Here is a 24,759-nt window from a genome sequence, read left to right as displayed (position 1 = left end):
CATGTTACTTGCTCAATGCGAAACGCGCTATCGGTGGCTTTACATAGCGCGGGCTTAATTGGGCTCAAGGACAGGTATCTTTGCCCCGAGATAGCCCGAAAGGAAAGAAGTCAGTGACGTGGTCAGTGCCGGCGACAAATAGCCGCCTTCCTGCACGATCACGGTCGGATAGCCGGCTGCTGCGATCTTTTCACCCGCAATGCGCAACCCGTCCCAGGATATTTTCATGCCCCTAAGCGGATCGTCTTCGTGGGTATCAAGACCAAGGCTCAGAACCAATGCGTCCGGTTTGAACGCATCAATGCGCGCTAACGCGGTGTCGATGGCCGAAAGCCATACTGCATCAGTGGTGGTGCGAGGGAGGGGGAGATTGAGGTTATAACCCTCACCGGCCCCCGTGCCGGTTTCCCCGGCAAAGCCGGTAAAGAACGGGTAATAGTCCGTCGGATCGGCATGGATCGAAACCGTCAGGACATCATCGCGGTCATAGAAAATGTCCTGCGTGCCGTTGCCGTGATGGACATCGATATCAAGTGTCGCAACCCGATCATACTTGCTGCGCAACCGTGCTGCGGCAATCGCCGAATTGTTCAAAAGACAATGACCGGCGGCAATTTCCGCACTGGTGTGATGCCCTGCCGGACGACACAGCGCATAGGCGTTGGGTGCGCCCGCCAGCACGGCATCTGTTGCCGCAACGGCGCAATCGGCTGCGCGCAAGGCCGCCCGCCAGCTATGTTCGCCAATCGGGGCCGATGTATCGCCCATATGCCAACCGGCACGGCCAACGATGGTTTCGGGATAGGACGCGGTGGTGGTGCGAGGGAACACATTGGGCACGACTTCCGGCCCGGCATCGGGCAGCTTTTGCCATTCGGCCCAGGCGGTTTCCAGGAAATCAAGAAACCGTTTGGTGTGAACGGTTTCGAGTGCGGCACGTGGGGCGGGTGCCGGGGCAGTTACGGAAAGCGAAAGCGCATCCAGTCCGGCAAGAAGAAGCCTTGCGCGTTCGGCCTGTTCGGCATTGCGCTGGATCTTGCCATGGGTCAGGCGGAACAGCGGATCATGCGTTTCGGTTTCGGGGGCGTAGAAGCATTTCATATCGAAGTCTTACCTTCTTCGAGGAGGCGGAACTGTTTGGTGACGATGCGTTGCGCCTCGGAAAGGTGGTAGCGGATGGCCTCAATGGCCTGGTCGGTATCCTGGGCACGAAGGGCCTCAAGAATCGGTTCATGTGTTTCGGCAATCCGGGTCGGATCATCATAAAGCTGCCCGATCAGCATGATGCTGAACTCGGTCTCGATGGCGATCTGCTCAAACACGGTCAGGAATTTCGGGTTGCCGCTGCCCGTACACATCAGCCGGTGAAACTGCATGTCGGCTTCGACCTGGGTGAAGATGTCTGTGTCTTCGGTCGCAACCCGATGCAGCTCGCGCACCTGCGCACTCAGAACCTTGTCGGTTTCTTCAGACCAGTTTTGCACAAGCCGGACGATCACGGCGGTCTCGATCGCCAGCCGCAGCTCATAAAGATCATCAAGCGCCTTGGCCGAAACCTGACGCACGAAAAAGCCGCGGTTTGGTTCCGATGTCACAAGCCCCGAGCTTTCCAGCAACCGTGCCGCTTCGCGGACGGGTGCACGACTGACACCGAGTTCGCGCGCCACAACCGATTCCGATAACCGCGCGCCTGGCGCAAGCTTTCCGCTGATGATCGCTTTGCTCAGCAGTTTGGCGACACGCTGTACGAGTCCCTCGCGATCAAGCTGTTGGAAGCCGGAAGATGGCTGTGTTTCTGTCATATACGGGCCCGAAGAAAAGTGTCTGAGTTTTACGTAATAAGGCCGTTAGCCATGCCAAACGAATTTGTATGATTTAAAACAGTCTAGGGAATGAATTGTAGATTGTCGACAATTTACTTGACTGCGCACCGATCATCCCGCAGCCTTGAACAAATCAAAAAAGACAACATGAATACGAAAGGGCGGCATCAATGCGTGATGGTGCGAGTGGGCAATCGGTTTCTCAAATTCGACGCGACCTGGCGGCGGCCTATCGGCTGATTGCGCTCGAAGGCATGGATGACGGGATCTATACCCATATTTCGGCGCGGCTCCCCTCGGGGCCGGGTGGCGAACAGCGCTTCCTGCTCAATCCCTATGGGCTTCGCTTTGACGAGGTCACCGCAGCCAATCTGGTTACCGTTGATGAAACCGGTGCCGTGATCGACGATCCATATGGCGCGGGTGTCAATGCGGCGGGCTTTACCATCCATTCGGCGGTTCACATGGCGCGTCACGACGCGACCTGTGTGCTCCATACCCACACCGTTGCCGGGGTTGCTGTTTCATCGAACAAGGAAGGCCTGTTGCCGCTTAATCAGTGGTCGGCACAGTTCTATGACCGCATCGCTTTTCATGATTACGAGGGCATCGCCCTTAACCTTGAAGAACGTGCGCGCATCGTTGCCGATCTGGGTGAAAAGTCGGTCATGCTTCTGCGCAATCACGGCACCTTGTTGCTGGGACGTTCGGTGGCTGAGGCGGTCAAACTGGCGCTTAATCTTGAACGGTCCTGCAAGGCGCAGGTCGCAGCTCTTGGCATGGGGCTGACCCCGGTTGTGCTCTCCCACGAGGTTGCAGAACACACCGCAGGCCAGTACCAATCGATGTACGACTCTTTTGAAAACAAGGGCAAACCAGACCCGGAATGGGCGGCCCAAATTCGCAGGCTGGAAGCCTGCGCACCGGGTTACCTCGGGTAATCCATTCCACCTTATCCCACGGCCACCTGTGTCGGCTTTGGGCGAAGGTTAAATATAGAAAACAAAAACAACAAAAATCTGAAATCCAGAAAACAATCAGGGATTGCTATGAAATACCTAAAACTGAAAGCGACTACGTTCCTAATCGCTGCCACCCTGGCGTCGCCTTTGGCCGCCCAGGAAGCTGGCGGTCGTCTTGACATCGTTGTTCAGCCCGAACCGCCGGGACTGATGCTGGGTCTCGTTCAGAACGGCCCGACCCAGCTTGTCGCGGGTGACATCTATGAAAGCCTTCTGCGCTATGACAGCGACCTGAACCCGATGCCGAGCCTGGCCAAAAGCTGGGACATCTCCGAAGACGGCCTGACCTACACCTTTGAGCTGACCGAAGGTGTCAAATGGCATGACGGCGAGCCGTTCACGGCTGAAGACGTCGTGTTCTCGGCCGATGTTTTCCTGCGTGAAACCCATGCACGTCTGCGTGCGTCGCTGGCTTACGTCGAAAGCATCACCGCGCCGGATCCGATGACGGTTGTCTTCAAGCTGAAAGAACCGTTTGGTCCGTTCATCAACGCCTTTGAAAACGGCACCATGCCGATCGTGCCCAAGCACATCTATGAAGGCACCGATTTCGCCAACAACCCGGCCAACGCCACCCCGATCGGCACTGGTCCGTTCAAGTTTGACGAATGGGTCAAAGGCAGCCACATCCACCTCGTGAAAAACGAGGACTACTATGTTGATGGCCTGCCCTATCTTGACGAAGTCTTCTATCGCGTGATTCCGGATGCTGCGGCGCGTGCCGTGGCGTTTGAAACCGGCGAAGTTGATGTTCTTCCGGGTGGCTCGGTTGAAAACTGGGATATCCCGCGTCTGGCCGAAATGGACGGCGTATGTGTCACTGAAAAGGGCTGGGAATTCCTCGCACCGCTGGCATGGATGTGGCTGAACAACCGCGAAGGTCCGACCGCAAACGAGAAGTTCCGTCAGGCTGTCATGTACGCCATGGATCGCGAATTCATGCGTGATGTCGTCTGGAACGGCTATGGCAAGGTCGCGACCGGTCCGATCGCCTCAAGCACCAACTTCTATTCCGATGATGTGACCATCTATGATCACAACCCGGACAAGGCCAAGGAACTCCTGGCCGAGATGGGCTATGACGGCGAACCGGTCAGCATCCTGCCGCTGCCCTATGGTGAAACCTGGCAGCGCTGGGCCGAAGCCGTCCGTCAGAACCTCAGCGAAGTGGGCATCAATGTCGAAATCGACAGTGCCGACGTTGCTGGCTGGAACGAAAAAACGTCCCAGTGGGATTATGACATGGCCTTCACCTATCTCTATCAGTACGGTGATCCGGCCCTTGGTGTATCGCGCAACTATACGGCCGATCGCATCAAGAAAGGCAGCCCGTGGAACAATGTCGAAGGGTATGAAAACCCGTCGCTTGATGAAAAATGGGCCGCGGCCGCAACCATGGTCACGCCTGAAGAGCGCGAAGCAGCTTACCTCGAAATCCAGAAGGAAATCGTCGATGACGTGCCCGTTGCCTGGATGCAGGAGCTGACCTTCCCGACGATCTACCGTTGCAACGTCAACGACCTGGTCACCACGGCCATCGGTATCAATGACGGTCCGCGTAACGCCTGGATTGAAAAATGAGTCTGCGGGCGGGCCACCATCGGCCCGCCCCTTTTTCTGATACCCCGCTGATCGCGGGGCTTTCAAATATGGGATTCCACGGGGCCATATGACCATTTTCGCTGTGATCGTATCGCGGCTCTCCAAGGCTATTCTGACCTTGTTGGCCATTGCGATTCTGAACTTTTTCCTCATCCATGCCGCACCCGGTGATCCGGCTGTCGTGCTTGCGGGTGAAGCCGGTGCCGCCGACGAGCAGATGATCGAACAGCTGCGCGAACGCTTCGGGCTCGACCAGCCGATGTATATCCAGCTTGGCAAATATGTCGCTGGCATCGTGCAACTTGATCTTGGCTATTCCTTCCGCCAGGGCGCGCCTGTCGTTGACCTGATTGCTGATCGACTGCCCGCCACCTTGTTGCTGACGCTGACCGCCTTTGTCGTGTCGCTTGTCTTTGGTATTGCTTTTGGCGTGGCGGCTGCGGCCCGCGTTGGTAAGCCATCTGATAGTGTCCTGACCACATTGGCGCTTTTATTCTATGCAACACCGCTTTACTGGTTGGCGCTTATGGCCGTTCTGGTGTTCTCCGTCTGGTTTGGATGGTTGCCGGGCTTTGGCTATGAAACCGTGGGTGCGAATTACACCGGTTTTGAACGCGCACTCGATATTGCACAGCACCTGATTTTGCCGGCACTGACGCTGGGTCTGTTCTTCACAGCCGTTTACATGCGTATGGCGCGTGCCTCCATGCTCGAAGTTTCGCAACTTGATTTCGTCAAAACCGCCAAGGCCAAGGGCCTGTCGGCCGCGGTCATTCGCCGTCGCCACATCCTGCGCAATGCCATTTTGCCGGTGGTGACACTGGCAGGCCTGCAGGCCGGTCAGTTGGTCGGCGGGGCCGTTCTGACGGAAACCGTTTTTGCCTGGCCGGGTATTGGGCGTCTGATGTTCGAAAGCTTGGCTGCACGTGACTACAACACGATTTTGGGCGTGTTCCTCGTCTCTGCCGCCATGGTGATCCTGTTCAACATTGTGACCGACATTGTCTATCGCATTGTCGATCCCCGTATCGGAGCCCGTAGCTGACATGTGGAAACGTTTCAGAAGCAATATGGGCGCCATGGTCGGCGTGGTCATGCTGATTGCCGTGATCGTCATCGCCCTGATCGCCCCTTTACTCTTCCCCGATGGGCCGTGGCAAATGGTCCAGCGCCCGTTCCTCGCCCCGTTTGCCGTTGATGGTTTGCCCTTGGGCACCGACACGCTGGGCCGTAATGTTGCCGCCCAGCTCGCTTATGGCGCGCAGGTCTCCCTTCTCGTCGGGCTGGTCTCGACACTCGTGGCACTGCTGATCGGTGTGCCGCTCGGGGCCTTGGCCGGGTTCTATGGGGGGCATGTTGATGAAGGTGCGATGCGCTTCACCGAATTCTTCCAGACCATTCCGAACTTCGCACTGGCCATCGTGCTGGTGGCGATTTTCGAACCGACCCTGTTTTCGATCACGCTGGCCATCGCAATCGTCAGCTGGCCACCAGTCGCCCGCCTTGTCAGGGCAGAGGTGATGTCAGTCCGCACCCGCGAATTCGTTGATGCCGCGCGGCTTGCCGGTCTGTCCAAACCGCGAATCCTGATCCGTCAGGTGCTGCCCAATACGGTCTCCCCGATCATCGTCATGGCATCCCTGATGGTCGCAACCGCGATCCTGCTCGAAAGCTCGCTTTCGTTCCTCGGGCTTGGTGATCCCAACGCCATGTCGTGGGGCTATATGATTGGTGCGGCCCGGACGGTCATTCGGACCAGCTGGTGGCTCAGCTTCTTCCCGGGGATTGCCATCGTCATCACTGTTCTTGCACTCAACCTGATTGGTGAGGGGCTCAATGATGCCTTCAATCCGCATCTGTCGCGAAAGGGCAAAGCATGAGTGAGACTCTGACAGTTGAACGGCTGACCATTGGTCTGCCCGAAGGGGCCGATCGTCCCTTCGCGGTCGAAAATGTCAGCCTGACCATCAACAAGGGTGAAATCCTCTGTGTGGTGGGGGAGTCCGGCTCGGGCAAGTCGATGACGGCCAATGCCCTAATGGGGCTTTTGCCCCAGGGTGTTGACGTCAAATCCGGCCGCGCTCTGTTTGAATCACGTGACGTTCTGCGCCTGTCCGAGGCCGACAAACAGGCCCTGCGCGGCGCACAGATCGCCATGATCTTTCAGGAGCCGATGACGGCCCTGAACCCGCTGATGCGCATTGGCGATCAGATTTCCGAGGTTTTCGCCGCCCATGGTCTGTATACTCAGGCCGAACGGCGCAAACGCGCGCTTGATCTCGTGCGTGAGGTCGGCCTGCCGGACCCGGAAAAAATCATTCGCGCCTATCCGTTCCAACTTTCCGGCGGGCAACGCCAACGCGCGATGATTGCCATGGCCTTGGCGCTGGAACCAAAACTGCTGATCGCCGATGAGCCGACAACCGCGCTTGATGTCACGACACAGGCCCAGATCCTGAAGCTTATTCTCGATCTGCGCAAACGCCGTGGCATGGCGGTGATGTTCATTACCCATGACTTTGGTGTGGTCGCCGAAATCGCCGATCAGGTCATCGTGATGCGCGAAGGCAAGGTGGTTGAACGCGGCGACGCGGCAGCGGTCCTTGATAACCCGCAGCACGAATACACCAAACGTCTGCTCGATGCGATTCCGACCGGAAAATTGCCAGAAGCACGTGAATTAAGCGAGACACCTGCGCTTGAAATCAAAAATCTGCGCAAAACCTTCCGGACGGGCGGTGGGCTGTTCAAGCCTGTCCGCGAAGTCCATGCGGTGGATGACGTGTCGCTTACCGTTGCACGTGGCGAGGTGCTTGGTCTGGTCGGCGAGTCCGGCTCGGGAAAGTCGACCCTTGGCCGAACGGCGGTGCGTCTGGTGACCCCCGATGGCGGCCATGTCATGGTCGGCGGGGTTGATCTTGCAGCTTTGTCTGAGGAAGAACTCCGCAAGCAGCGCAATAAGGTCCAGATGGTGTTTCAGGATCCTTATGCCTCGCTCAATCCGCGTCAGCGGATCATGGGGGCGCTGACCGATGGCCCGATCAACCGTGGCGTGCCGAAAGAAGACGCACAGGCCAAAGCCCGAGAATTGCTTGAGATTGTCGGGCTGGGTGCGGATGCCGCCACGCGCTATCCGCATGAATTTTCCGGCGGGCAGCGTCAGCGTATCGGCATTGCCCGTGCGCTTGCCATGGAACCGGAACTGATCATCGCTGACGAGGCCGTCTCGGCCCTTGATGTGTCCATTCAGGCGCAGGTGCTTGATCTGTTGCGCGACCTGCGTGAAAAGCTGTCGCTTTCCATCCTGTTCATCACCCATGACTTGCGTGTCGCAGCCCAGCTTTGTGACCGGATTGCGGTGATGCAAAAGGGCCGCTTGGTTGAAATCGGCCGGGTTGAGGACATCTTCCTGAACCCGCAGCAGGAATATACCCGTCAGCTTCTCGCCGCTGTGCCGGGGGCGGACTGGGCCCAACCGGAAGAAGCCATGGCATGATTGGCGTTCTTTCGTGCAGCAGACTCGATTTGCGGGGCATTTATGGCCCGCATTTCGAGGCCTTGGCGCCAGAGCTTGATCTCCGCCTGCCACATGAAATCGACCGGCCCGAAGATGTCAGCTTCATGGTCACTTTCATCCCGGCCGAAGACGCCTTTGTCGCCTATCCCAATCTGCAGGCGGTCTATTCCATCGGGGCCGGGGTGGATGCGATCATGGCCTGTCCGTCCCTGCCAACCGATGTGGCTGTTCATCGCGTCGAAGACCCTGATCAGGCGTACCAGATGGCCGGTTTCGCGGCCTTCCATGTGCTTTGGCATCATCGCAACATGGGCAATTACCTCGCCAATCAGAAAGTCGCCCATTGGGAACGCCATTTGACCGGCCTGTCGCCCCAATCCCGCCGGATCGGGGTTGCCGGGTTTGGCCATATGGGCCGGGCGGTGGCCAAGGGGCTGGTTGCGCTTGGCTATCCGGTGGCAAGCTATTCCCGCTCCATGCCGCAACCGTCCATGGACGGGGTCACCCATTACACCGCCGGCGCATTTGATGATTTCCTCGCCCAAAGCGATATCCTGATCAATGTCCTGCCCCTGACCGAACAGACCCGCGGCATTTTAGGGACGGAAAATCTTGCCAAACTGCCCAAAGGGGCGGCTTTGATTCATCTGGGCCGTGGTGGGCAAGTCGATGAGGACGCCCTGATGGCTGCCCTTGATCTTGGCCATCTGTCGGGCGCGTCGCTCGATGTGTTTGATCCCGAACCCCTGCCGCCCGAACATCGGCTTTGGAGCCACCCCAAGGTTTTCGTCACCCCGCATGTCGCCAGCATCTGCGAACCGCAAACGACGGTGTTGTCCATCCGCCGCACCCAACTCCAACTCGTGCCCCTATCGGCTTAACCAGCAAAGGTAGCGCCCCACATGACCTCCCACACGACCATTGATCCGAATTCCCTTTCCGCCCGTGAATTGGCCCGTCGCATCAAAGCGGGCGAGCTCAGCGCGACCTCGGTCATTCGCGCGACGCTTGATCGTGTGGCGCGCATCAATCCGGGCATCAATGCCATCGTGCAGGATTGCGCGGCAGAGGCGATGAAAGATGCCGAACATCTTGATGCCCGCATTGCCGCAGGCGATCAGGTTGGCCCGCTGGCCGGGGTGCCGGTCACGATCAAGGTGATCTCCGATCAGGCGGGCTATGCCACCACCAATGGCACGATGCTGACCGCGGATCTGATCGCAACCCAGGACAGCCCGTTTTTGCGCAACATGCGCGACAAGGGCGCGATTGTCATCGGGCGGACGAACACACCGGCCTTTTCGTACCGCTGGTTTACCTCCAATAAAATGCATGGCACGACGCTCAATCCGCATAACCCGGACCTGACCCCGGGCGGGTCATCGGGCGGGGCGGGGGCTTCGACCTCGGCCGGTCTTGGTCATATCGGCCACGGTACCGATATCGCCGGTTCCGTGCGCTATCCGGCTTATGCCTGCGGCATTCAGGGGCTGCGCCCGACCCATGGCCGCATTCCGATGTTCAATCAGACCGGCGGTGATCGCCCGATTGGCGCACAGCTGATGGCGGTCTCCGGCCCGCTTGCGCGCAGTGTCGATGATCTCCGGCTTGGCCTTGAAGGCATGGCGGGCTACGCCCCCGAAGACGCCTGGAGTGTGCCGATGCCGCTGCGCGGTCCCGATTTTGCCAAACGCGTCGCACTTGTCACCCATCCGGGCGGCATCAATACCGATCCGCGCATTGTGGCCGACCTTGAACGTGCCGCCGAAATCTTCCGCGCGGCGGGCTGGACCGTCGATACCCCCGACATCCCCGAAATCCGCGAAGCCGTGCAGCTGCAAATCGACCTCTGGCTGTCTGACGATCACGCCACAAAACTCGATGCCGCGCGCAAGGAAGACGATCCGGGCGCGATTGCGCTGCTCGAACATTATGCTGATCGCGCCGCAGGCATCGATACAGCCGCCTTCAGCCAGCTCTTCCTGCGCCGTTCGGCGCTTATTCGCGCCTGGCGGGCGTTTTTGGAAAACTATCCGGTGGTGCTGATGCCGGTCTCAGCCGAACTGCCCTTCCGCAAGGACGAAGACCTCGAAGGCTCGGAAACCATCGCGCGTCTTTGGGAATCCCAACTCCCGCAAATCGCCATCCCGCTTCTGGGCCTGCCGGCGATCTCGATCTGCTCGGGCGTTGAAAACACCATCCCTTCGGGCGTCCAACTCGTCGCGGCCCCCTGGCGCGAAGACATCTGCCTGACGGCCGGCGAAGTCCTCGAACAAGGCTTCGGCCTGCCGCAAGTGACGCTCTGATACGCAAAAAGGGCCCGCAAAAGCGGGCCCTTTTTTGATCGTCCATGTGGTAACGTTTACCCGACCACGTTGAAATCCGGCCCATACGGATAGCCGGTGATGTTTTCGTTGCCGTCTTCGGTGATCACCAGAATATCGTGTTCGCGGTATCCCCCGGCGCCCGGCTTGCCTTCGGCGATGGTCAGCATCGGTTCCATGCTGATCACCATGCCCGGTTCGAGCACGGTGTCGATATCTTCGCGCAACTCAAGCCCCGCTTCACGCCCATAGTAATGCGACAGCACGCCAAAGCTGTGGCCGTAGCCGAACGTGCGATATTGCAGCAAATCGCGTTCGGCAAAGAAGGCATTGATCTTTTCCGTGACCTCCGCACAGGACGCACCGGGTTTGAGCAAGCTCATGCCATATTCATGCGCCCCGACATTGGCGTTCCAGATATTGAGGCTGGCGTCATCAACTTCGCCAACAAAAAGGGTGCGTTCCAAGGCGGTGTAGTATCCCGAAATCATCGGGAAGGTGTTGAGCGAAAGGATATCACCGCGCTCAAGCTTTCTTGCCGTCACCGGGTTATGCGCCCCGTCTGTATTTATGCCCGACTGGAACCAGACCCAGGTATCGCGATATTCCGCATTCGGGAAGCGTTTGGCGATTTCAAGTTCCATCGCATCGCGTCCGGCCATGGCAACGTCAATTTCGCGCACACCTTCCCTGATCGCATCCTTGATGGCATAGCCGCCCACATCGGCCACCTGCGCCCCATGACGGATCAGCGCGATTTCGGCCGGGGACTTATGCATGCGCTGGCGCATGGTGGCCGGTGCAATATCCTGGCTGCTGGCGGGTTTGAGGAATTCATCCAAAAGCGCCTTTTGCGCCAGGCTGATATGATCGCCCTCATAACCGATCACCTTGCCCGGTCCGGTCACCGACAGGATGGCGCGCCAGTAATTGTTTCGCGCCCAGTCGGTATAGGTGATGTTGTCCCCATGGCAGCGCCGCCACGGCTGGGCAGCATCAATGCCGGCACTGATCGTGACACTTTCAGATGAGGTCACGACAAGCGCGTAGGGCCGGCCAAAGGCGCAATAGAGGAAGCCGGAATAATAGGCGATGTTATGCATTGACGTGAAAACACAGGCCTCAACACCGGTGTCATTCATGATCTTGCGCAAGCCTGCCAGACGGGCGTCATATTCCGCCGCCTCAAACGGCAGCACGCGGTCACCTTGGTGGAAACGGTAAAATTCTGGGCGATCCATAAGCGCGTTCCTTCTTTTACGCGTTGCGCATGAAAAGGGACAAAGACCTCCCCCTGTCATGACAACGACAAAGCAAGATCCCGGCGTTCAGGATATGTGTGGTGATGGTTGGGCGCGTGGTTGACATCATCCTCACGCTGGCGACGCCATCGCCTGCCCGTGCAAAAACTATTGAGGGTGAAGCCGCAAATAGGCAAGCAAATTTTTCGAAGCCCATAGCATAGATCACAGCACCACCCTGCGCGCTCGGCTATGGTCCCGATACCCTGACAGGGTCAAACGACCCTTGCGTGGGCCTCACCATACAAACGTATGGTTAACAGTGATTTCTTAACAGCTTGGCGCTTTACTGTCAGAGAGCGACTTGAAACGCGGGCAAAAACGGACACGCGGCGTGGCAGAAGAAAACGAAAACGGCGAAGACGAAAACAGCGCAGGCGCAAGAACAGCTGCGAAGGCGGCGATGAAACGCATCGCCGAAAAGGAACTGCGTGAGGCACGCAAATGGCAACGCCGCAAGCGCATGATCCTGTTCGGGGTGAGCTTTTCGCTGATCTTTCTGACCATCTTTGGCATCATTTATTCGATCAATTCCAACCTTGATCTCAGCCGCAATATGGTCCGAAGCCCCGAAATCCGCATTCTGGGCTATGACGGCGCGCTGCTTGAAACCATCAAGGGCCGCTACAGCCAGGATGTGTCGCTGACCACCTTGCCCGAACGGGTGCAAAACGTTTTTGTCGCCGCTGCCGATCCGGAATTCTTTGATCATTTCGGCGTTTCCGGGGCGGATTTCGCCCGCATTTTCTCGACCAGCGACATGCCCGGATCGACCATCACCATGGAGGTCGCGCGCAGCTTCTTCAAACGCAAGGATAGCGGCCCCGGCCGCCACATGCAGGAATTCCTCGTCGCCTTGTGGCTGGACTGGAGCTTCAGCAAAAAGACCATTTTGCGAAGCTATCTTGAACGCAGCTATGTCGGGCGCGGCATTTTCGGTATTTCGGCGGCATCGCGCCTTTGGTATGGCGGCCCGGCCGAGCGCATGAGCCTGCATCAGGCCGCCGTTCTGGCCGCTGCCATCAGCGATCCGGAAACCTTCAATCCGCTGTTTTACCCGCGCGAAACCGCCGAAGAAGCCAACAAGATCCTGGGGCGTCTCGCCCAGTATAACTTCATCGAGGCCAACCGTGTTTCCGCCCTGACGTTGTTAGAGCCAAAACTCGACGTTCAGTATGACGAAAACGTCCTGTCGGGCTATGTCGTTGATATGGTGCTTGAAGAAGTTGCCGATCTTGTCGGCTATAGCAGCCGCGACATTGATGTTGTCACCAGCATTGACTGGACGATTCAGAACCTTGCCCAGCAAATTGTGCCCGAGGTGGCTAAACTGCGCATCGAACCGCGCGGGGCCGAACAGACCGGGCTTCTGTCCATCAGTCCCGAGGGACGCATTCGTGCCCTGATTGGCGGGGCGGAATATTCACCGTTTCAGCGCAACCGTGTGACCGACGTCCGACGTTCTGCCGGGCGGATGATCAAGGTCGCGACCTATTACTATGCGCTTAATGAAAACAGCGATCCGGCGCAATGGGTGCGTGATAACCGCATGGCAGTCGGCGGCTGGCGCCCCATCAACCCCGATCACGACTATCAGGGGATGATTTCACTGCGCGACGCGTTCGTGCGTGATGTCAACACGGTGCCCACCAATCTGGCCGACCATTACGGTCTTTTGAATGTGCGGCAATATGCCCACAATATCGGCATCAAAAGCCCGCTTTCGACCGATATCCGCACTGTTGTCGGGCTGGATCCGGTGACGATTGCCGATGTCACAGCCATTCACGCCCTGCCGCAAAATTCCGGCAAACCGGCCCAGATGACGCTGATCAACCGGGTGTTCTATACCGGATCGGATGGCAGCCCGCCGGTCTATCAGCGCGTTGAAAAGGTTCAGGAAAAACGCCTGACCGACGAAGCCATCCAGGGATCGTATGTTCTGTTTGCCAGTGTCACCGATCCGCAGGTCCGCCTTGATCGCCCCTTTGCCGGCTATGGCACGGTGGCTGGTGGGCGGTCCGATGCATGGTATGTCGGGTTCTCATCGGATCTGATCACCACCGTCTGGGCGGGCAATGATGATCGTTCGGGAATGGATGTGCGCGGCGAGGTAGAACTTGCGTCTTTGTGGCGGTTATTTATGCTGGAAGCGCACGATGGTTTGCCCATCCGTTCCATGGTCCGCGCATCTTCGGAACGCCGTCGCGCCAATGACGGTGTCAAGGATCTCTGGAAGCTGGGCGCCGCGGAAAATAACTGATAAAACCGTCGCATAACGGGGAGACGGGGGACTCCCTCCTCGGTTGGGACATAAAAACTGAAATACGCCGGAAAATGCGGCGCGATCGCCTGTCGGACGCAAGTTGGGGTTGCGTTGGTATGACAGGCCGGTTTGTGTGCGCAAAACCCGGACCAGACCGATAGGTGCGTTTGTGGCGCAAAGAGAATTCAAAAGACAAAAAAGTGTCCGTAAGGGATCAAAGGGATCGAAGGGTTCCAAAAAGACCAAAAAACGGGTCAGCAGCTCGGGCAAGAAAGGCGGCAGTCTTTTTGCCCGCCTCGGCGATATGATCCCGGGCCCCGAAGCGATTGCAAAATTCATCGTTCTGGGCTTTATCTGGGTCATGGTGCTTGGCGGTGGCGTCATCGCCTATTACGGCTATGGCCTGACCGACAAGGTCAGCTTTAATGTCGCCAGCGAACGCAAACCGTCCATCCGCGTGATTAGCATCGATGGCCAGAACCTCGCGGCCTATGGCGACCGTTATGGCAATCCGGTCGAGGTCCGCGACCTCCCGGAATATGTCGCCCAGGCCTTTGTTTCCATCGAAGACCGCCGTTTTTACGACCATTTCGGCATTGATATCGTCGGCATCATGCGGGCTGCCTGGGCCAACGTCACCGCCGGGCGCATCGCCGAAGGCGGCAGCACCATCACCCAGCAGCTGGCCAAGAACCTGTTCCTGTCACCTGAACGTTCCTTTGGCCGTAAAATCGAAGAAGTCCTGATGGCCTTCTGGCTGGAATTCAAATTCGATAAGCAACAGATCCTCTCGCTCTATCTCAACCGGATTTATTTCGGATCGGGTGTCTATGGCATCGATGCCGCCGCGCGTCATTATTTCGGCACGGACCCGCGGCGCTTGAACCTTTACGAAGCCGCCGTTCTGGCCGGCCTGCCCAAGGCGCCAAGTCGCTATAACCCGATGGTCGATCCAAAACTATCGGCCGATCGTGCCAATGTTGTTCTCGCCGCGATGGCATCAACCGGGGCGCTGACCAAGGCACGGGCCGAACGCGCCAAACAGACCCGCGTCCGCACCGCGCGCGCCGCACAGGCCGGGCCGGGTGTGCGCTATTTCGCCGACTGGGTGCTGGATCGCGTGCGCGATTATGTCGGTTATGTCGATCAGGATCTTCTGGTCCACACCACACTGGATTCCCGTCTGCAGGAAATCGCCGAAGAAAACCTGCACCGTGCGCTCGCCAGTAACGGTGCGAAGACCCACCATGTCGGGCAGGCCGCCCTTCTGGCCATGACGCCAGACGGGGCGGTGCGCGCCATGGTGGGCGGACGCGATTACTATGAAAGCCAGTATAACCGCGTGACCCAGGCCCGCCGTCAGCCGGGCTCGGTCTTCAAGCTGTTTGTCTATCTCGCCGGGCTTGAAAACGGCTTTGGCTCGAACGACTGGATGCGCGACGGACCGATCGTCATTGACGGCTGGGAGCCGCGCAACTTTGATCGCAAACATCACGGCACCATGTCGATCCGTGATGCGGTGGCAACCTCGAACAACTCGATCGCAGTCCAACTCTCACTCGAAGTCGGCCTTGATAAGGTCATCAAAAAGGCCCGTGACATGGGCGTTTCATCGGAACTCAAACCCGAACCAAGCCTGGCGCTCGGCACCAGCGAAGTCTCGATGCTCGAACTTACCGGCGCCTATGCCATCGTTGCCAATGGTGGCTTTGCCGTCTTCCCACACGCCGTCAGCAAGATCACCGGCAAGGGCGGCGAAGTGCTTTATGAACGCTATGACGATTTCCCGGTCCGTCTGATGAACCCGCTCCATGCCGGGGAAATGAACAACATGCTGGCATCGGTCGTCTCCAAGGGCACCGGGCGCAACGCCATCATCGACCGCCCGGCCGCGGGCAAAACCGGTACGACTTCCGATTACCGCGACGCGTGGTTTATCGGCTATAGCTCCGATCTGGTGGCCGGCATCTGGATGGGCAATGACGATGGCAGCGCGATGGATGAACAGGTCACCGGCGGTGGCCTTCCGGCCGCCCTCTGGCGTGATTTCATGCTGCATGCCCACCAAAACATCCCGGTCCGATCGCTTGGCAAGGCGGCCTTGGCCCGCTCGAAAAAGATCGGCGAGGACGACAGCTGGCGCGACTTCACCGCTGGCTACAGTTCGGGCAATACCAAGCAGTAAGGCCCCTCAAGTGTCTTTAACGAAATTACAGGCGGTCTTCGGGCCGCCTGTTTTCGTTCAAACCCAACCCGGTTGTTCGTCATTCCCGCGAAGGCGGGAATCCACGACGGTTGCAACGCTGCATGGATTCCGGGTCTACGCTCCGCTTCGCCCGGAATGACGTTTGAGTTTCTCACCAAGAAAATCTGATGTGAATGCATCCCTTACAAGACCGGTATCGAGTGACGAACGGGTCTTGCTCAAAGTTCCACCAACCGCTCTTCAACCGGTGACGACTGAACGATGGAAGAGTTCGTCGCACCAAATGGCACGATCCGGTCAATCACCGCCTCCATCTCGGCTACGTCACGGACATGGGCGCGCGCGACAAAGCAATCCTCGCCAGAAACACGATCACAGGCGACGATCTGCGGGGTTTCCTGGATCGCCTTGATCATGTTCTTCATTTCACCCGGCAGCGGCCGCGCACGGATCAGGATGGTCAGGCCATAGCCAAGCCGGGCCGGATCAATGCGTGCGCCGTACCCCGTGATGATGCCGACATCCTCAAGACGCCGCACACGATCCGCAACACTCGGGGCAGACAGGCCAACGCGGCGCGACAACTCGGCACGCGGAATGCGGGAATCGGCACACAGCTCGCGCAGAATTGCGGCGTCGATGCGATCAAGACCGGTTTCTTCTGATCGAAGGTTATTGGTCATTTTTTCCTTCTTTCATGCATGTAATATCGCCTGTGGGATATATGATCTCCATATTGCGATCCGATTATACCTTGTATTGTAGGGGTATGACAAATCAAGCCCCTCCAAAACCCGTCCTCACCAACGCCCCCGGCGCCACCGGTGCCATGTCGCGCATGTCCGAGGCCGTTCCTCCACACGCCTGGTTCGGCGTTTCCGCCATCTTCCATTATCTCGGACCGGCGTTCGCCGTCCTGCTTTTCCCGGTCGTTGGCGTGCTTGGCGTTGCCTGGTTCCGCATTGCTTCGGCAGCCCTGATTTTCGCACCGATCACGAAGCCCTGGCGCACCTTCAAGAACGCATCACCCCGCGAGCGTGTTTTGTTTCTTGCCCTTGGCGGCTGCCTTGCCGTGATGAACAGCTCTTTCTATCTGGCACTTGACCGGCTTCCGATTTCGCTGGTTGCTGCCATTGAATTCGTCGGCACCATCGGGATCGCGCTGTGGGGTTTGCGCACCGGCCGCAACTATCTGGCGTTCGCCCTCGCCGTCATCGGTGTGGCGCTTCTGATCGACGTGCCATCACTCATGGCGGCCGGCGGCCCTGCACTGATGTCCGACCTGCTCGGCCTGTTCTGGGCGGTGCTGAACGGCGCGCTTTTCGTTCTCTACATCATCCTCGGTCACAAGATTTCCGAAGGCGGCGCGTCCGGTGGTGTGGAACGATTGGGGGCGGCCATGACAGCGGCCTTCATCTTCGTAATGCCAATCGGGTTCCTGCAAGCGCTCGACGCCTTCGGCGCACCTTTGCTGGTGATGGCCGGGATTGGTGTCGGGATCTGTTCGTCGGTTATCCCCTATGTCTGCGATCAGCTGGCGATGGCCCGTCTGCCGCGCGCAAGCTTCGCCTTCCTGCTCGCCCTCCTGCCGGCTTCCGCCACGATCATCGGTGCAATTGTCCTGCGCCAAATTCCAAGCGCTGTCGATGTCCTGGGCGTGGTCCTTGTCATGACAGGCGTCGCCGTTCACAAACCCGCACCAATGCCCGTCCCGGCAGAGCCACAAGAAACCGGGCGTTCCAAATGTTAGATTCTTTCCACTAGAATATGTGCTTGGCCCGATGTTGCGGTATCGTGGTGAGAGTCTAAGAGAAGGTGATTGGTTTGTTCGGACGTTTGTTTGCTGCGCTGTTATTGATCTTCGTTACTTTGCCGGCGGAGGCTCAATCTGAGGAGCGCTATGTGAGTATTGAAGGAGAAGAAATGAAGTTGGGTGACTTATATGATCATCCTGACGAGTTTGGCGGATTTTACGGGGTTTATGGAGGAGGTGTTTCCTATTTTATTCTTGGTTTAATAAATGGATTGGTTTTGGGCGAAGGAGAGGTTTCTCTAGAAGATAATGGTGGGAAATATGTTATATGGTTTTCCAAAAGTGAACTAGATTTCAACAATCTAATATCATCTCTAGGCAGAAATGAAGATTTTAATCGTGGCAATATTGATGATTTTGTGAGTTCAAATAGATCTTGCGCAATTGTTGGTCTTTCTGATGTGGATGGTATGGTTATAAATTTTTCGATGGTTGTTACAGACGGTATTTATTATAATTATTACAAATGCTTGGTTAGTTATTTTAAAAAACATTCTAATTTATTTAGATAAATCTGTTGGTGGACGGTGTTTTCACCCATTTCAATAGGTTTGCTTGATCTCCTGAAAGGAAAAAAGGGGACAGATTTATTTCTCCGTCTTTCCGCTAAAACCATAAAAAAAAGACCGGCATCGAAAATCGAGCCGGTCGTGAGTTTGGCTTGCTTTGACCACATCGGGGGAGGATGTGGTCGGGAGTTTCTCACCTGTCGGAACCCTCGGGACGCAGCATCGGTAAGGGAGACGGGCTGCAGGGTTCCGACTGACGGTGCGGGTGGCGCTTCGTCATGGTGAGATATCAGGCCGCTATGGCCTGATTGGTGAGCGCGTCAAGGAACTCAAGGCATTCCTCGATCTGCGAAATTTCAATGAACTCGTTGGGCTTGTGGGCCTGACGGATGCTGCCCGGGCCGCAAATGATCGACGGGATGTTGCCCTGCTTTTCAAACACGCCGCCTTCCGATCCGTAGGATACCTTGCCGGAAATCTCCGGGATGACATTGCGCACATACTCAAAACCTTCGGCATCAGTGCAATCGCCCATCCCCGGATAGGAAAAGATCTTCTCAAAGCTAAACCCGGTCTCGTCCGCCTTGGCCTTCATTTCCCCTTCAAGGGTGTCCATGATGGTGGCCTGCAGATCGGCAATCACCGCTTCGGCGTCATGTTCGGGCAGATGGCGGATTTCAAAGGTGAATTCGCAATATTCCGGGGTGACGTTGGTCGCCGTCCCGCCACTGATCGTCGTGGTCAGCATCGTGCTGTGCGGCACGGTGAAATCTTCGTCAAACGGGCCGTTTGTCTCAAACTCACGGGCTTTCTCGGCGATCAGGTTAATCGCACGTGACGCATATTCGATGGCATTGACGTGGTTGGGCGCAAAGGAACTGTGTCCGGCCGTGCCGGTCACACCAACCCGCATGGAATATTTGCCCTTCTGGCCGTTGATCACTTTCATGTCGGTCGGCTCGCCAATCACCGCCAGACGCGGTGGCGTATCCATCGCGGCCAGATGGTCGACCATCGATCCAACCCCGATGCAGCCGACTTCCTCGTCATAGGACAGGCAAAGATGGAACGGGATTTCAAGATCCCGTTTGACCAGTTCCGGGATCATCGCCAGCGCACAGGCTGAAAAGCCCTTCATGTCCGCCGCACCACGGCCATAAAGCTTGCCATCCCGCTCGGTCAGCTCGAATGCCGGGCTGACCCAGGTGGTTTCAAGCGCTGGCACCACATCGGTATGGCCCGAAAGCGCGATACCGGGCACCCCTTTTGGACCAATGGTTGCCAGAAGGTTGGCCTTCTGCCCGGTTTCGTCATGGATCAGGGTCGACTCAATGCCGTATTCGGCCAGATAGTCGCGGACGAAATGGATCAGACCAAGATTGGAGTTTTTGCTGGTCGTGTCGAACGCCACCAGTTTGCCAAGCAGATCAATGGCATTGTGGAGACGGGACATGTTTGGCTTGGACATTGTTTTGCTCGATTTAATTTGCGGATGCCGCATCGGCATTGCGGTTGTCACGCCATTTCTTCCATTCGCGGCGAATGGTCAGAATGACGAACAGAACGGTCAGGGCAAAGAAGCCCCAGGAAATCCATGACTGGAAGAAGACGCCAAGATCCCCGCGCGAAATCGCAAGCGAGCGGCGCATATTGTCTTCAAACATCGGGCCAAGGATAAAGGCGATCAGGAACGGCGCTGCCGGGATGTTGAGCAACATCATGACAAAGCCGACCACACCCATCACCAGAAGGACGGTGACATCAAACGGGCTCGCCCCGATTGAATAGATGCCATAAACGCACAGGATCAGAATGCAGGGCAAAAGCAGCGTCTGGGGAATGCGCGAGATTTTGGTAAAGGCACCCGCCGTCGCCTTGCCTGCGATAAACAGGAAGACCGAACTAAACAGGATGCCGATAAACAGCGCATAGACATCGCCCAGATTGTTCTGGAACAGAAGCGGTCCCGGCGTCAGGCCGTGGATCATGAACGCACCCAGCATCACACCGGTAATCACGTCGCCTGGCACACCAAGGGCCAGAAGCGGGATCATCGTCGCACCGCACGACCCGTTATTTGCAGACTCGGACGCAGCAATACCTTCAAGCTCACCTTCGCCGAACTTGTCGCCGTTTTTCGATGTCCGGCGCGCTTCGCTATAGGAAAAGAACGCAGCGGTCGACGGGCCAATGCCCGGGATTGCGCCCAGCATCACGCCAATGATCGATCCCCGGAAAATCGATTTGATCGACCCGCGAAACTCCGACAGCGACAGGCGGTTGTCGCCAAGTTTAAGGGCGGCGGCGTTATCTTCCGGGCGGAACACGACCATCTTGATCAGTTCAGGCAGGGCAAACAGACCGATCAGAACCGGCACCATGCCAAGACCCGATTTCATGTCTTCAGACAGCGCAAAGCGGAACGAGCCATACATGTCTTCGCCAACCGTTGCCAGAAGCAGACCAAGGCAGGCCGAAATGATGCCCAGAACCAGCGAACGACCGGAAATACTCGCCACAATGGTCAGCGAAAACGCCATCAGCATGAAGAATTCCGGCGGACCAACCCGCAGTGCAAAGGTCGCCAGCGGAATGGCCAGGAAGAACAGCGAAATGTTTGAAATAAAGTCGCCGATACAGCTTGAAACCAGCGCCATGTTCAGCGCCTTGCCACCCTTGCCCGCACGCGCCAGCGGATAGCCATCCAGCACCGTGCAGGCGGCTGATGCCGTACCCGGCGTCTTGATCAGAATGGCCGAAATCGACCCGCCATAGGTTGACCCCTTATAAAGCGCAACCAGAAGCAAAATACTGGTGACCGGCGGCAGATAGAACGTAAAGGGAAGCGCAAGGGTCACGGCCATGGTTCCGGTCATGCCCGGAATGGCACCAATGATCACACCGGCCCAGATCCCGGCAAACATCGCCAGAAAGTTGGGAAGGGTCGCGACCGCCTCAAAGGCATAAAGCAATTCATTCCACATAACGGATGGGGCTCTCGGTTAAAGTGTTACGAGGTCAGAAAGGCTGAAAGACAACAGCTTGCCTTCGGGGAAGGGCGTGTGTGTGACTTTGGTAAACAGCAGATAAAGCAAGACCGGGAAGATGATCGAAAGGCCGATCATCCAGAATTTGCGTTCGAAATTGCCGGTCATGATGAACAGCGCGCCCAGCATCAAAACCGTCGCCGGGACAAAGCCGATCAGCGGCATGCCATAGACAAAGGCGGCAAACAAAATCAGCACAGCACCGAAACGCATCAGATGGGTCTTGTTGCCAAGGATGCGGCTGCCAAGACCCGCGACCTGATCGCGGCTGGCATCGCGCATTTTCGGAAAGGCCAGAACAAGCGCAAGCACACCCATCACCAGCCCGATCACGGCGACCACGCGCGGCCACATGTCAGGCGGCGGGGCAAAGCCCGGGATGAAAGACGGAACCTTCACATAGATCGGGATCAGAACGAACAGGATGACGGCAAAGAACACCGTGGCCACCAGTCCGGCATAAAAATCGCGATTTTGGTTCATGGTTCCGTCTCGCATCAAAAGTCTGAATTAAAGGATATCAGAAAACGTCAGCTTACTGGATGTAGCCGAACTTCTTGGCCATGCCGTTATAGAGCTCGAACTGGCTCTTGACGAAGGCGGCCGGGTCCTGATCACCAATGATCGAGGTCGAACCACGCTTGGCGGCAAGGTCAAGCCACTGCTCATCCGTTGCAACCTGACCCAGGATCTCGGTCCATTTGGCAACGACGTTTTCCGGAAGACCTTTCGGAGCATACAAACCGCTCCAGCCGCCAACCTGACCGGCCTGGGCATAACCCAGTTCTTTGGCGGTCGGAACGTCCGGCAGGGCTGCCATACGTTTCGGCGAATAAACCATCAGCGGACGCATTTTACCGGCTTCGATATGGGGCATCAGCGAACCTGCTGCAATGGCGAGGAAGTCAACGTGACCGCCAAGAAGGGCAGCGGCCAAAGCAGAGCCGCCTTTATATGGCACGAGGGTGGAAGCGGTCAGCGGGTCCAGACCAACGTCAGACAGAAGCGCCTGAACGGTAAAGCCGTCAATCGCGGTGGGGCCGGATGCGGCATAGGTGGTGGCACCATTGCTGTCTTTGATTTTGGCAAGCAGCTCGTCGATGGTCTGGATGTCGGAATTGGCATTGACCGCCAGGATCATCGGGGTTGCTTCAAGCATGCCAAGGAAGGTGTAGGCATCCCAGCCAACCGGGCTGTCGGTGTAAACGGCCGGATAAAGCGCCATGCCGACACGCGACAGAAGAAGGGTGTAGCCATCCGGGTCGGCTTCGGAAACGAAGCGCGCGCCATTCATGCCGCCATTACCGGTTTTGTTGACAACAACAACCGGCTGCCCGCCGGTATAGTTGCCTGCGGTCTCTGCCAGCGCACGGGCTGCCAGGTCAGATGCACCGCCAGCACCATACGGTGCGACCAGCGTCACGGCTTTTTCAGGATAGGCGTCAGCCTGGGCGGTCGAAATCATGGTTGTGGTCGCAAGGATGGCGGCAGCTATCCCGGCTGCTTTCTTGAGCTGTTGAAACATTTTCATGTCTCCCTGGATGGTGGTGGCAGGATTGCCGGAGCTCAGACGGGTTTTCACTCTGTCTTTTGTTTTTCTGCCTCCTGCATAGACAAACCATAACCGGTGACGCAAAAAATTAATTCCAGTATAACTAAAATACATACTGAACGGTCGATTGCCGACAATATCCGGATTTGGGACAGCACGATGAAACTGCGCGAACTCGAAAGCTTCAATGCCTTCATGACTCACGGTTCTGTGACGGGTGCGGCGCAGGCGATGAATATCTCGCAACCGATGGTCAGCCGGTTGCTCAACAATTTTGAAAAATCTGTGGGGTTTGAACTGTTTACGCGCAAGCGCAATCAGCTGACCGCGACTTCCGAGGCCCAGCAGTTCCACGCAACTGTGCTGCGATCGCTGAATGCGTTTCGAGAAGTAGAAACCCAGGCGCGTGCGATTGCCAATGATCAGCTCGGTGCCATCCGCATCGCCGCCCAGCCGATCTATGTCGATACCTATCTTCTTGATGTTGTTGCAAAGTTCAAACAGGCCCACCCCAACGTTTCGATCAGTATTACCGATACGGGCCTTGAAGGTATGCTCGACATGATTTCGACCCGCCAGTGCGATCTTGGCATCGGCATTACCCTTGATCTGCAGGACCCGGATGTTCTGATCACGCCACTCGCGCAATCACGCGCGGTTTGTCTGATGCCGGTCGATCACCGGCTGGCAAAGTTTGAAACTATCGATATCGATTTGCTGCGCGGCGAGGACTTTGTCGAACTCTCTATCGGGTCGCCCTTGCGCACCAAGATCGACTATATTTTCCAGATTGCCGGCTGGCCGCGCAAAATCGCGGTCGAGGCGCGCACCATCCGCACCATCTCGCGCCTGGTTGAACACAATGTCGGCATTTCGGTCAGTGATCCCTTCGCAGCCCTTCTGGTTGACACCGACAAGGTGGTTGCCCGCACGCTCACGCCAACCATCGAATGGGATGTCGCGCTGTTTACGTCCTCACGCGAACTGAGTGCGGTGGAAAAAAGCTTCCTCGCATTCCTGCGTGCTGAATTGCCAAATCTGCGCGCCAGCGGCTGTATTGTATGAGGATTTGATTTAGCCGGTTTTGCCACGATGGCCGGAAATTAGCCATTATTCACTGAATTTGAATAATGGACATTATTGTTCATTATTTCCGGTCAAAGGCCAGCTTGGCGGCAAGCCCCAAAAAGATACAACCCGTGGCGATCTGAAAGGCGCGGGTAATCCTGGCTGAACGCGACAAAACCTGTCCGATTTTCCCGGCAAAACTGCCAACCAGACAATTAATAATCGTCCCGCCGATATTCAGGATCAGCCCGAAAATCAGAAACTGCACCAAAACCGACCCACGCGCCGCATCGACAAACTGCGGAATAAACGCCAGCACAAAGACAATGATCTTGGGATTGAGCAAGTTCACCACAATCCCGTCCCGCCATGCTGTGAGTGCGCTGGAACGCTTGGTTTGTGCGGGTTTTAGGTGCTGGTCTGTGCTTCGAAACGCCCCGATCGACAACCACACCAGATAGGCAATTCCGGCCCAGCGCAACACATCAAGTGCGACTGGATGGGCCGCAACAAGGGCCGCCAAACCAAGCCCGGCCAAGGCTGTGTGGATCAGCGCCCCGGTGGCAATCCCGAAGCTCGCCGCATTGCCGGCGGCGGGGCCCGATTTGATGCCCTGACCCAGACAAAACAGCATGTCATTGCCCGGCGTCATATTGAGCGCCAGAGCGGTGGGGATAAAAATTGCCAGTGTTTCCAAGGGGATCAGCAT

21 protein-coding genes are annotated in these 24,759 nt (G+C 57.2%); 12 read left to right on the top strand and 9 right to left on the bottom strand.

Annotation, left to right across the window (positions count from 1 at the left end; all coding sequences use genetic code 11):
- Positions 1–54 precede the first annotated feature (54 nt).
- Positions 55–1,101 (bottom strand): histone deacetylase family protein, encoded by a 1,047-nt coding sequence (locus tag ACXAIA_RS00285; protein WP_475347576.1) that lies wholly within the window; start codon positions 1,099–1,101, stop codon positions 55–57.
- Positions 1,098–1,802 (bottom strand): GntR family transcriptional regulator, encoded by a 705-nt coding sequence (locus tag ACXAIA_RS00280; protein WP_475347575.1) that lies wholly within the window; start codon positions 1,800–1,802, stop codon positions 1,098–1,100. The genes ACXAIA_RS00285 and ACXAIA_RS00280 overlap by 4 nt, the downstream gene beginning before the upstream one ends.
- Before the next feature lie 191 nt (positions 1,803–1,993).
- Between ACXAIA_RS00280 and ACXAIA_RS00275 the strand changes: the two genes are divergently transcribed.
- From ACXAIA_RS00275 to ACXAIA_RS00245, 7 genes are all read left to right on the top strand, one after another.
- Positions 1,994–2,764 carry a class II aldolase/adducin family protein gene (locus ACXAIA_RS00275; RefSeq protein ID WP_475347574.1) on the top strand — a complete coding sequence of 257 codons (771 nt, stop codon included), beginning with the start codon at positions 1,994–1,996 and terminating at the stop codon, positions 2,762–2,764.
- Positions 2,765–2,872: 108 nt separating this feature from the next.
- Entirely contained in the window at positions 2,873–4,426 is a 1,554-nt protein-coding gene (locus tag ACXAIA_RS00270; protein WP_475347573.1) for an ABC transporter substrate-binding protein, read from the top strand.
- A gap of 88 nt (positions 4,427–4,514) precedes the next feature.
- Positions 4,515–5,492, top strand: a complete 978-nt coding sequence (locus ACXAIA_RS00265) for an ABC transporter permease (RefSeq protein WP_475347572.1) — start codon at positions 4,515–4,517, stop codon at positions 5,490–5,492.
- Between the two features lies 1 nt (position 5,493).
- Complete coding sequence (locus tag ACXAIA_RS00260; RefSeq protein WP_475343605.1) at positions 5,494–6,327, top strand: ABC transporter permease; 834 nt, start codon at positions 5,494–5,496, stop codon at positions 6,325–6,327.
- Positions 6,324–7,943 (top strand): ABC transporter ATP-binding protein, encoded by a 1,620-nt coding sequence (locus ACXAIA_RS00255; RefSeq protein ID WP_475347571.1) that lies wholly within the window; start codon positions 6,324–6,326, stop codon positions 7,941–7,943. Before ACXAIA_RS00260 ends, ACXAIA_RS00255 begins: the two co-directional genes overlap by 4 nt.
- The gene (locus ACXAIA_RS00250; protein WP_475347570.1) at positions 7,940–8,845 is read left to right on the top strand and encodes a 2-hydroxyacid dehydrogenase; all 906 of its coding nucleotides are present in this window, start codon (positions 7,940–7,942) and stop codon (positions 8,843–8,845) included. The genes ACXAIA_RS00255 and ACXAIA_RS00250 overlap by 4 nt, the downstream gene beginning before the upstream one ends.
- Positions 8,846–8,866: 21 nt before the next feature.
- Positions 8,867–10,270 (top strand): amidase family protein, encoded by a 1,404-nt coding sequence (locus ACXAIA_RS00245; RefSeq protein ID WP_475347569.1) that lies wholly within the window; start codon positions 8,867–8,869, stop codon positions 10,268–10,270.
- Positions 10,271–10,326: 56 nt separating this feature from the next.
- On the opposite strand, the gene ACXAIA_RS00240 is transcribed toward ACXAIA_RS00245, so the two are convergent.
- Positions 10,327–11,529: a M24 family metallopeptidase gene (locus ACXAIA_RS00240; protein WP_475347568.1), complete on the bottom strand. Its 1,203-nt coding sequence runs from the start codon at positions 11,527–11,529 to the stop codon at positions 10,327–10,329.
- A 394-nt stretch (positions 11,530–11,923) separates the two neighbouring features.
- Between ACXAIA_RS00240 and ACXAIA_RS00235 the strand changes: the two genes are divergently transcribed.
- Together ACXAIA_RS00235 and ACXAIA_RS00230 are read left to right on the top strand one after the other, a co-directional pair.
- A complete protein-coding gene (locus ACXAIA_RS00235) occupies positions 11,924–13,852 on the top strand; it encodes a transglycosylase domain-containing protein (protein WP_475347567.1) in 1,929 nt (642 codons plus the stop codon).
- 172 nt (positions 13,853–14,024) lie between these two features.
- The gene (locus ACXAIA_RS00230) at positions 14,025–16,040 is read left to right on the top strand and encodes a transglycosylase domain-containing protein (protein WP_475347566.1); all 2,016 of its coding nucleotides are present in this window, start codon (positions 14,025–14,027) and stop codon (positions 16,038–16,040) included.
- A gap of 239 nt (positions 16,041–16,279) precedes the next feature.
- Here the strand turns inward: ACXAIA_RS00230 and ACXAIA_RS00225 are convergent, their stop codons facing one another.
- Positions 16,280–16,744 (bottom strand): Lrp/AsnC family transcriptional regulator, encoded by a 465-nt coding sequence (locus ACXAIA_RS00225; protein WP_475343637.1) that lies wholly within the window; start codon positions 16,742–16,744, stop codon positions 16,280–16,282.
- Positions 16,745–16,890: 146 nt separating this feature from the next.
- Between ACXAIA_RS00225 and ACXAIA_RS00220 the strand changes: the two genes are divergently transcribed.
- Together ACXAIA_RS00220 and ACXAIA_RS00215 are read left to right on the top strand one after the other, a co-directional pair.
- Positions 16,891–17,811 carry an EamA family transporter gene (locus ACXAIA_RS00220; RefSeq protein WP_475347565.1) on the top strand — a complete coding sequence of 307 codons (921 nt, stop codon included), beginning with the start codon at positions 16,891–16,893 and terminating at the stop codon, positions 17,809–17,811.
- Positions 17,812–17,963: 152 nt separating this feature from the next.
- Complete coding sequence (locus tag ACXAIA_RS00215; protein ID WP_475347564.1) at positions 17,964–18,386, top strand: hypothetical protein; 423 nt, start codon at positions 17,964–17,966, stop codon at positions 18,384–18,386.
- Between the two features lie 286 nt (positions 18,387–18,672).
- Here ACXAIA_RS00215 and argE read toward each other — a convergent pair whose 3' ends face one another.
- Genes argE through ACXAIA_RS00195 form a run of 4 tightly spaced genes read right to left on the bottom strand, consistent with a single transcriptional unit; the run spans position 18,673 to position 22,955 of the window.
- Complete coding sequence (gene argE, locus ACXAIA_RS00210) at positions 18,673–19,836, bottom strand: acetylornithine deacetylase (protein WP_475347563.1); 1,164 nt, start codon at positions 19,834–19,836, stop codon at positions 18,673–18,675.
- A gap of 28 nt (positions 19,837–19,864) precedes the next feature.
- Complete coding sequence (locus ACXAIA_RS00205) at positions 19,865–21,367, bottom strand: tripartite tricarboxylate transporter permease (RefSeq protein WP_475347562.1); 1,503 nt, start codon at positions 21,365–21,367, stop codon at positions 19,865–19,867.
- An 18-nt stretch (positions 21,368–21,385) separates the two neighbouring features.
- Positions 21,386–21,913, bottom strand: coding sequence for a tripartite tricarboxylate transporter TctB family protein (locus tag ACXAIA_RS00200; RefSeq protein WP_475343652.1), 528 nt, complete (start codon positions 21,911–21,913; stop codon positions 21,386–21,388).
- A 52-nt stretch (positions 21,914–21,965) separates the two neighbouring features.
- Positions 21,966–22,955 carry a Bug family tripartite tricarboxylate transporter substrate binding protein gene (locus ACXAIA_RS00195; RefSeq protein WP_475347561.1) on the bottom strand — a complete coding sequence of 330 codons (990 nt, stop codon included), beginning with the start codon at positions 22,953–22,955 and terminating at the stop codon, positions 21,966–21,968.
- A 186-nt stretch (positions 22,956–23,141) separates the two neighbouring features.
- On the opposite strand from ACXAIA_RS00195, the gene ACXAIA_RS00190 reads away from it, so the two are divergent.
- Complete coding sequence (locus tag ACXAIA_RS00190) at positions 23,142–24,047, top strand: LysR family transcriptional regulator (RefSeq protein WP_475347560.1); 906 nt, start codon at positions 23,142–23,144, stop codon at positions 24,045–24,047.
- Positions 24,048–24,129: 82 nt separating this feature from the next.
- Here the strand turns inward: ACXAIA_RS00190 and ACXAIA_RS00185 are convergent, their stop codons facing one another.
- Complete coding sequence (locus tag ACXAIA_RS00185; protein ID WP_475347559.1) at positions 24,130–24,759, bottom strand: LysE family translocator; 630 nt, start codon at positions 24,757–24,759, stop codon at positions 24,130–24,132.

This window comes from Thalassospira sp. ABL2_045, from assembly GCF_056161285.1.
This window is presented reverse-complemented; position numbering and strand designations above follow the sequence as displayed.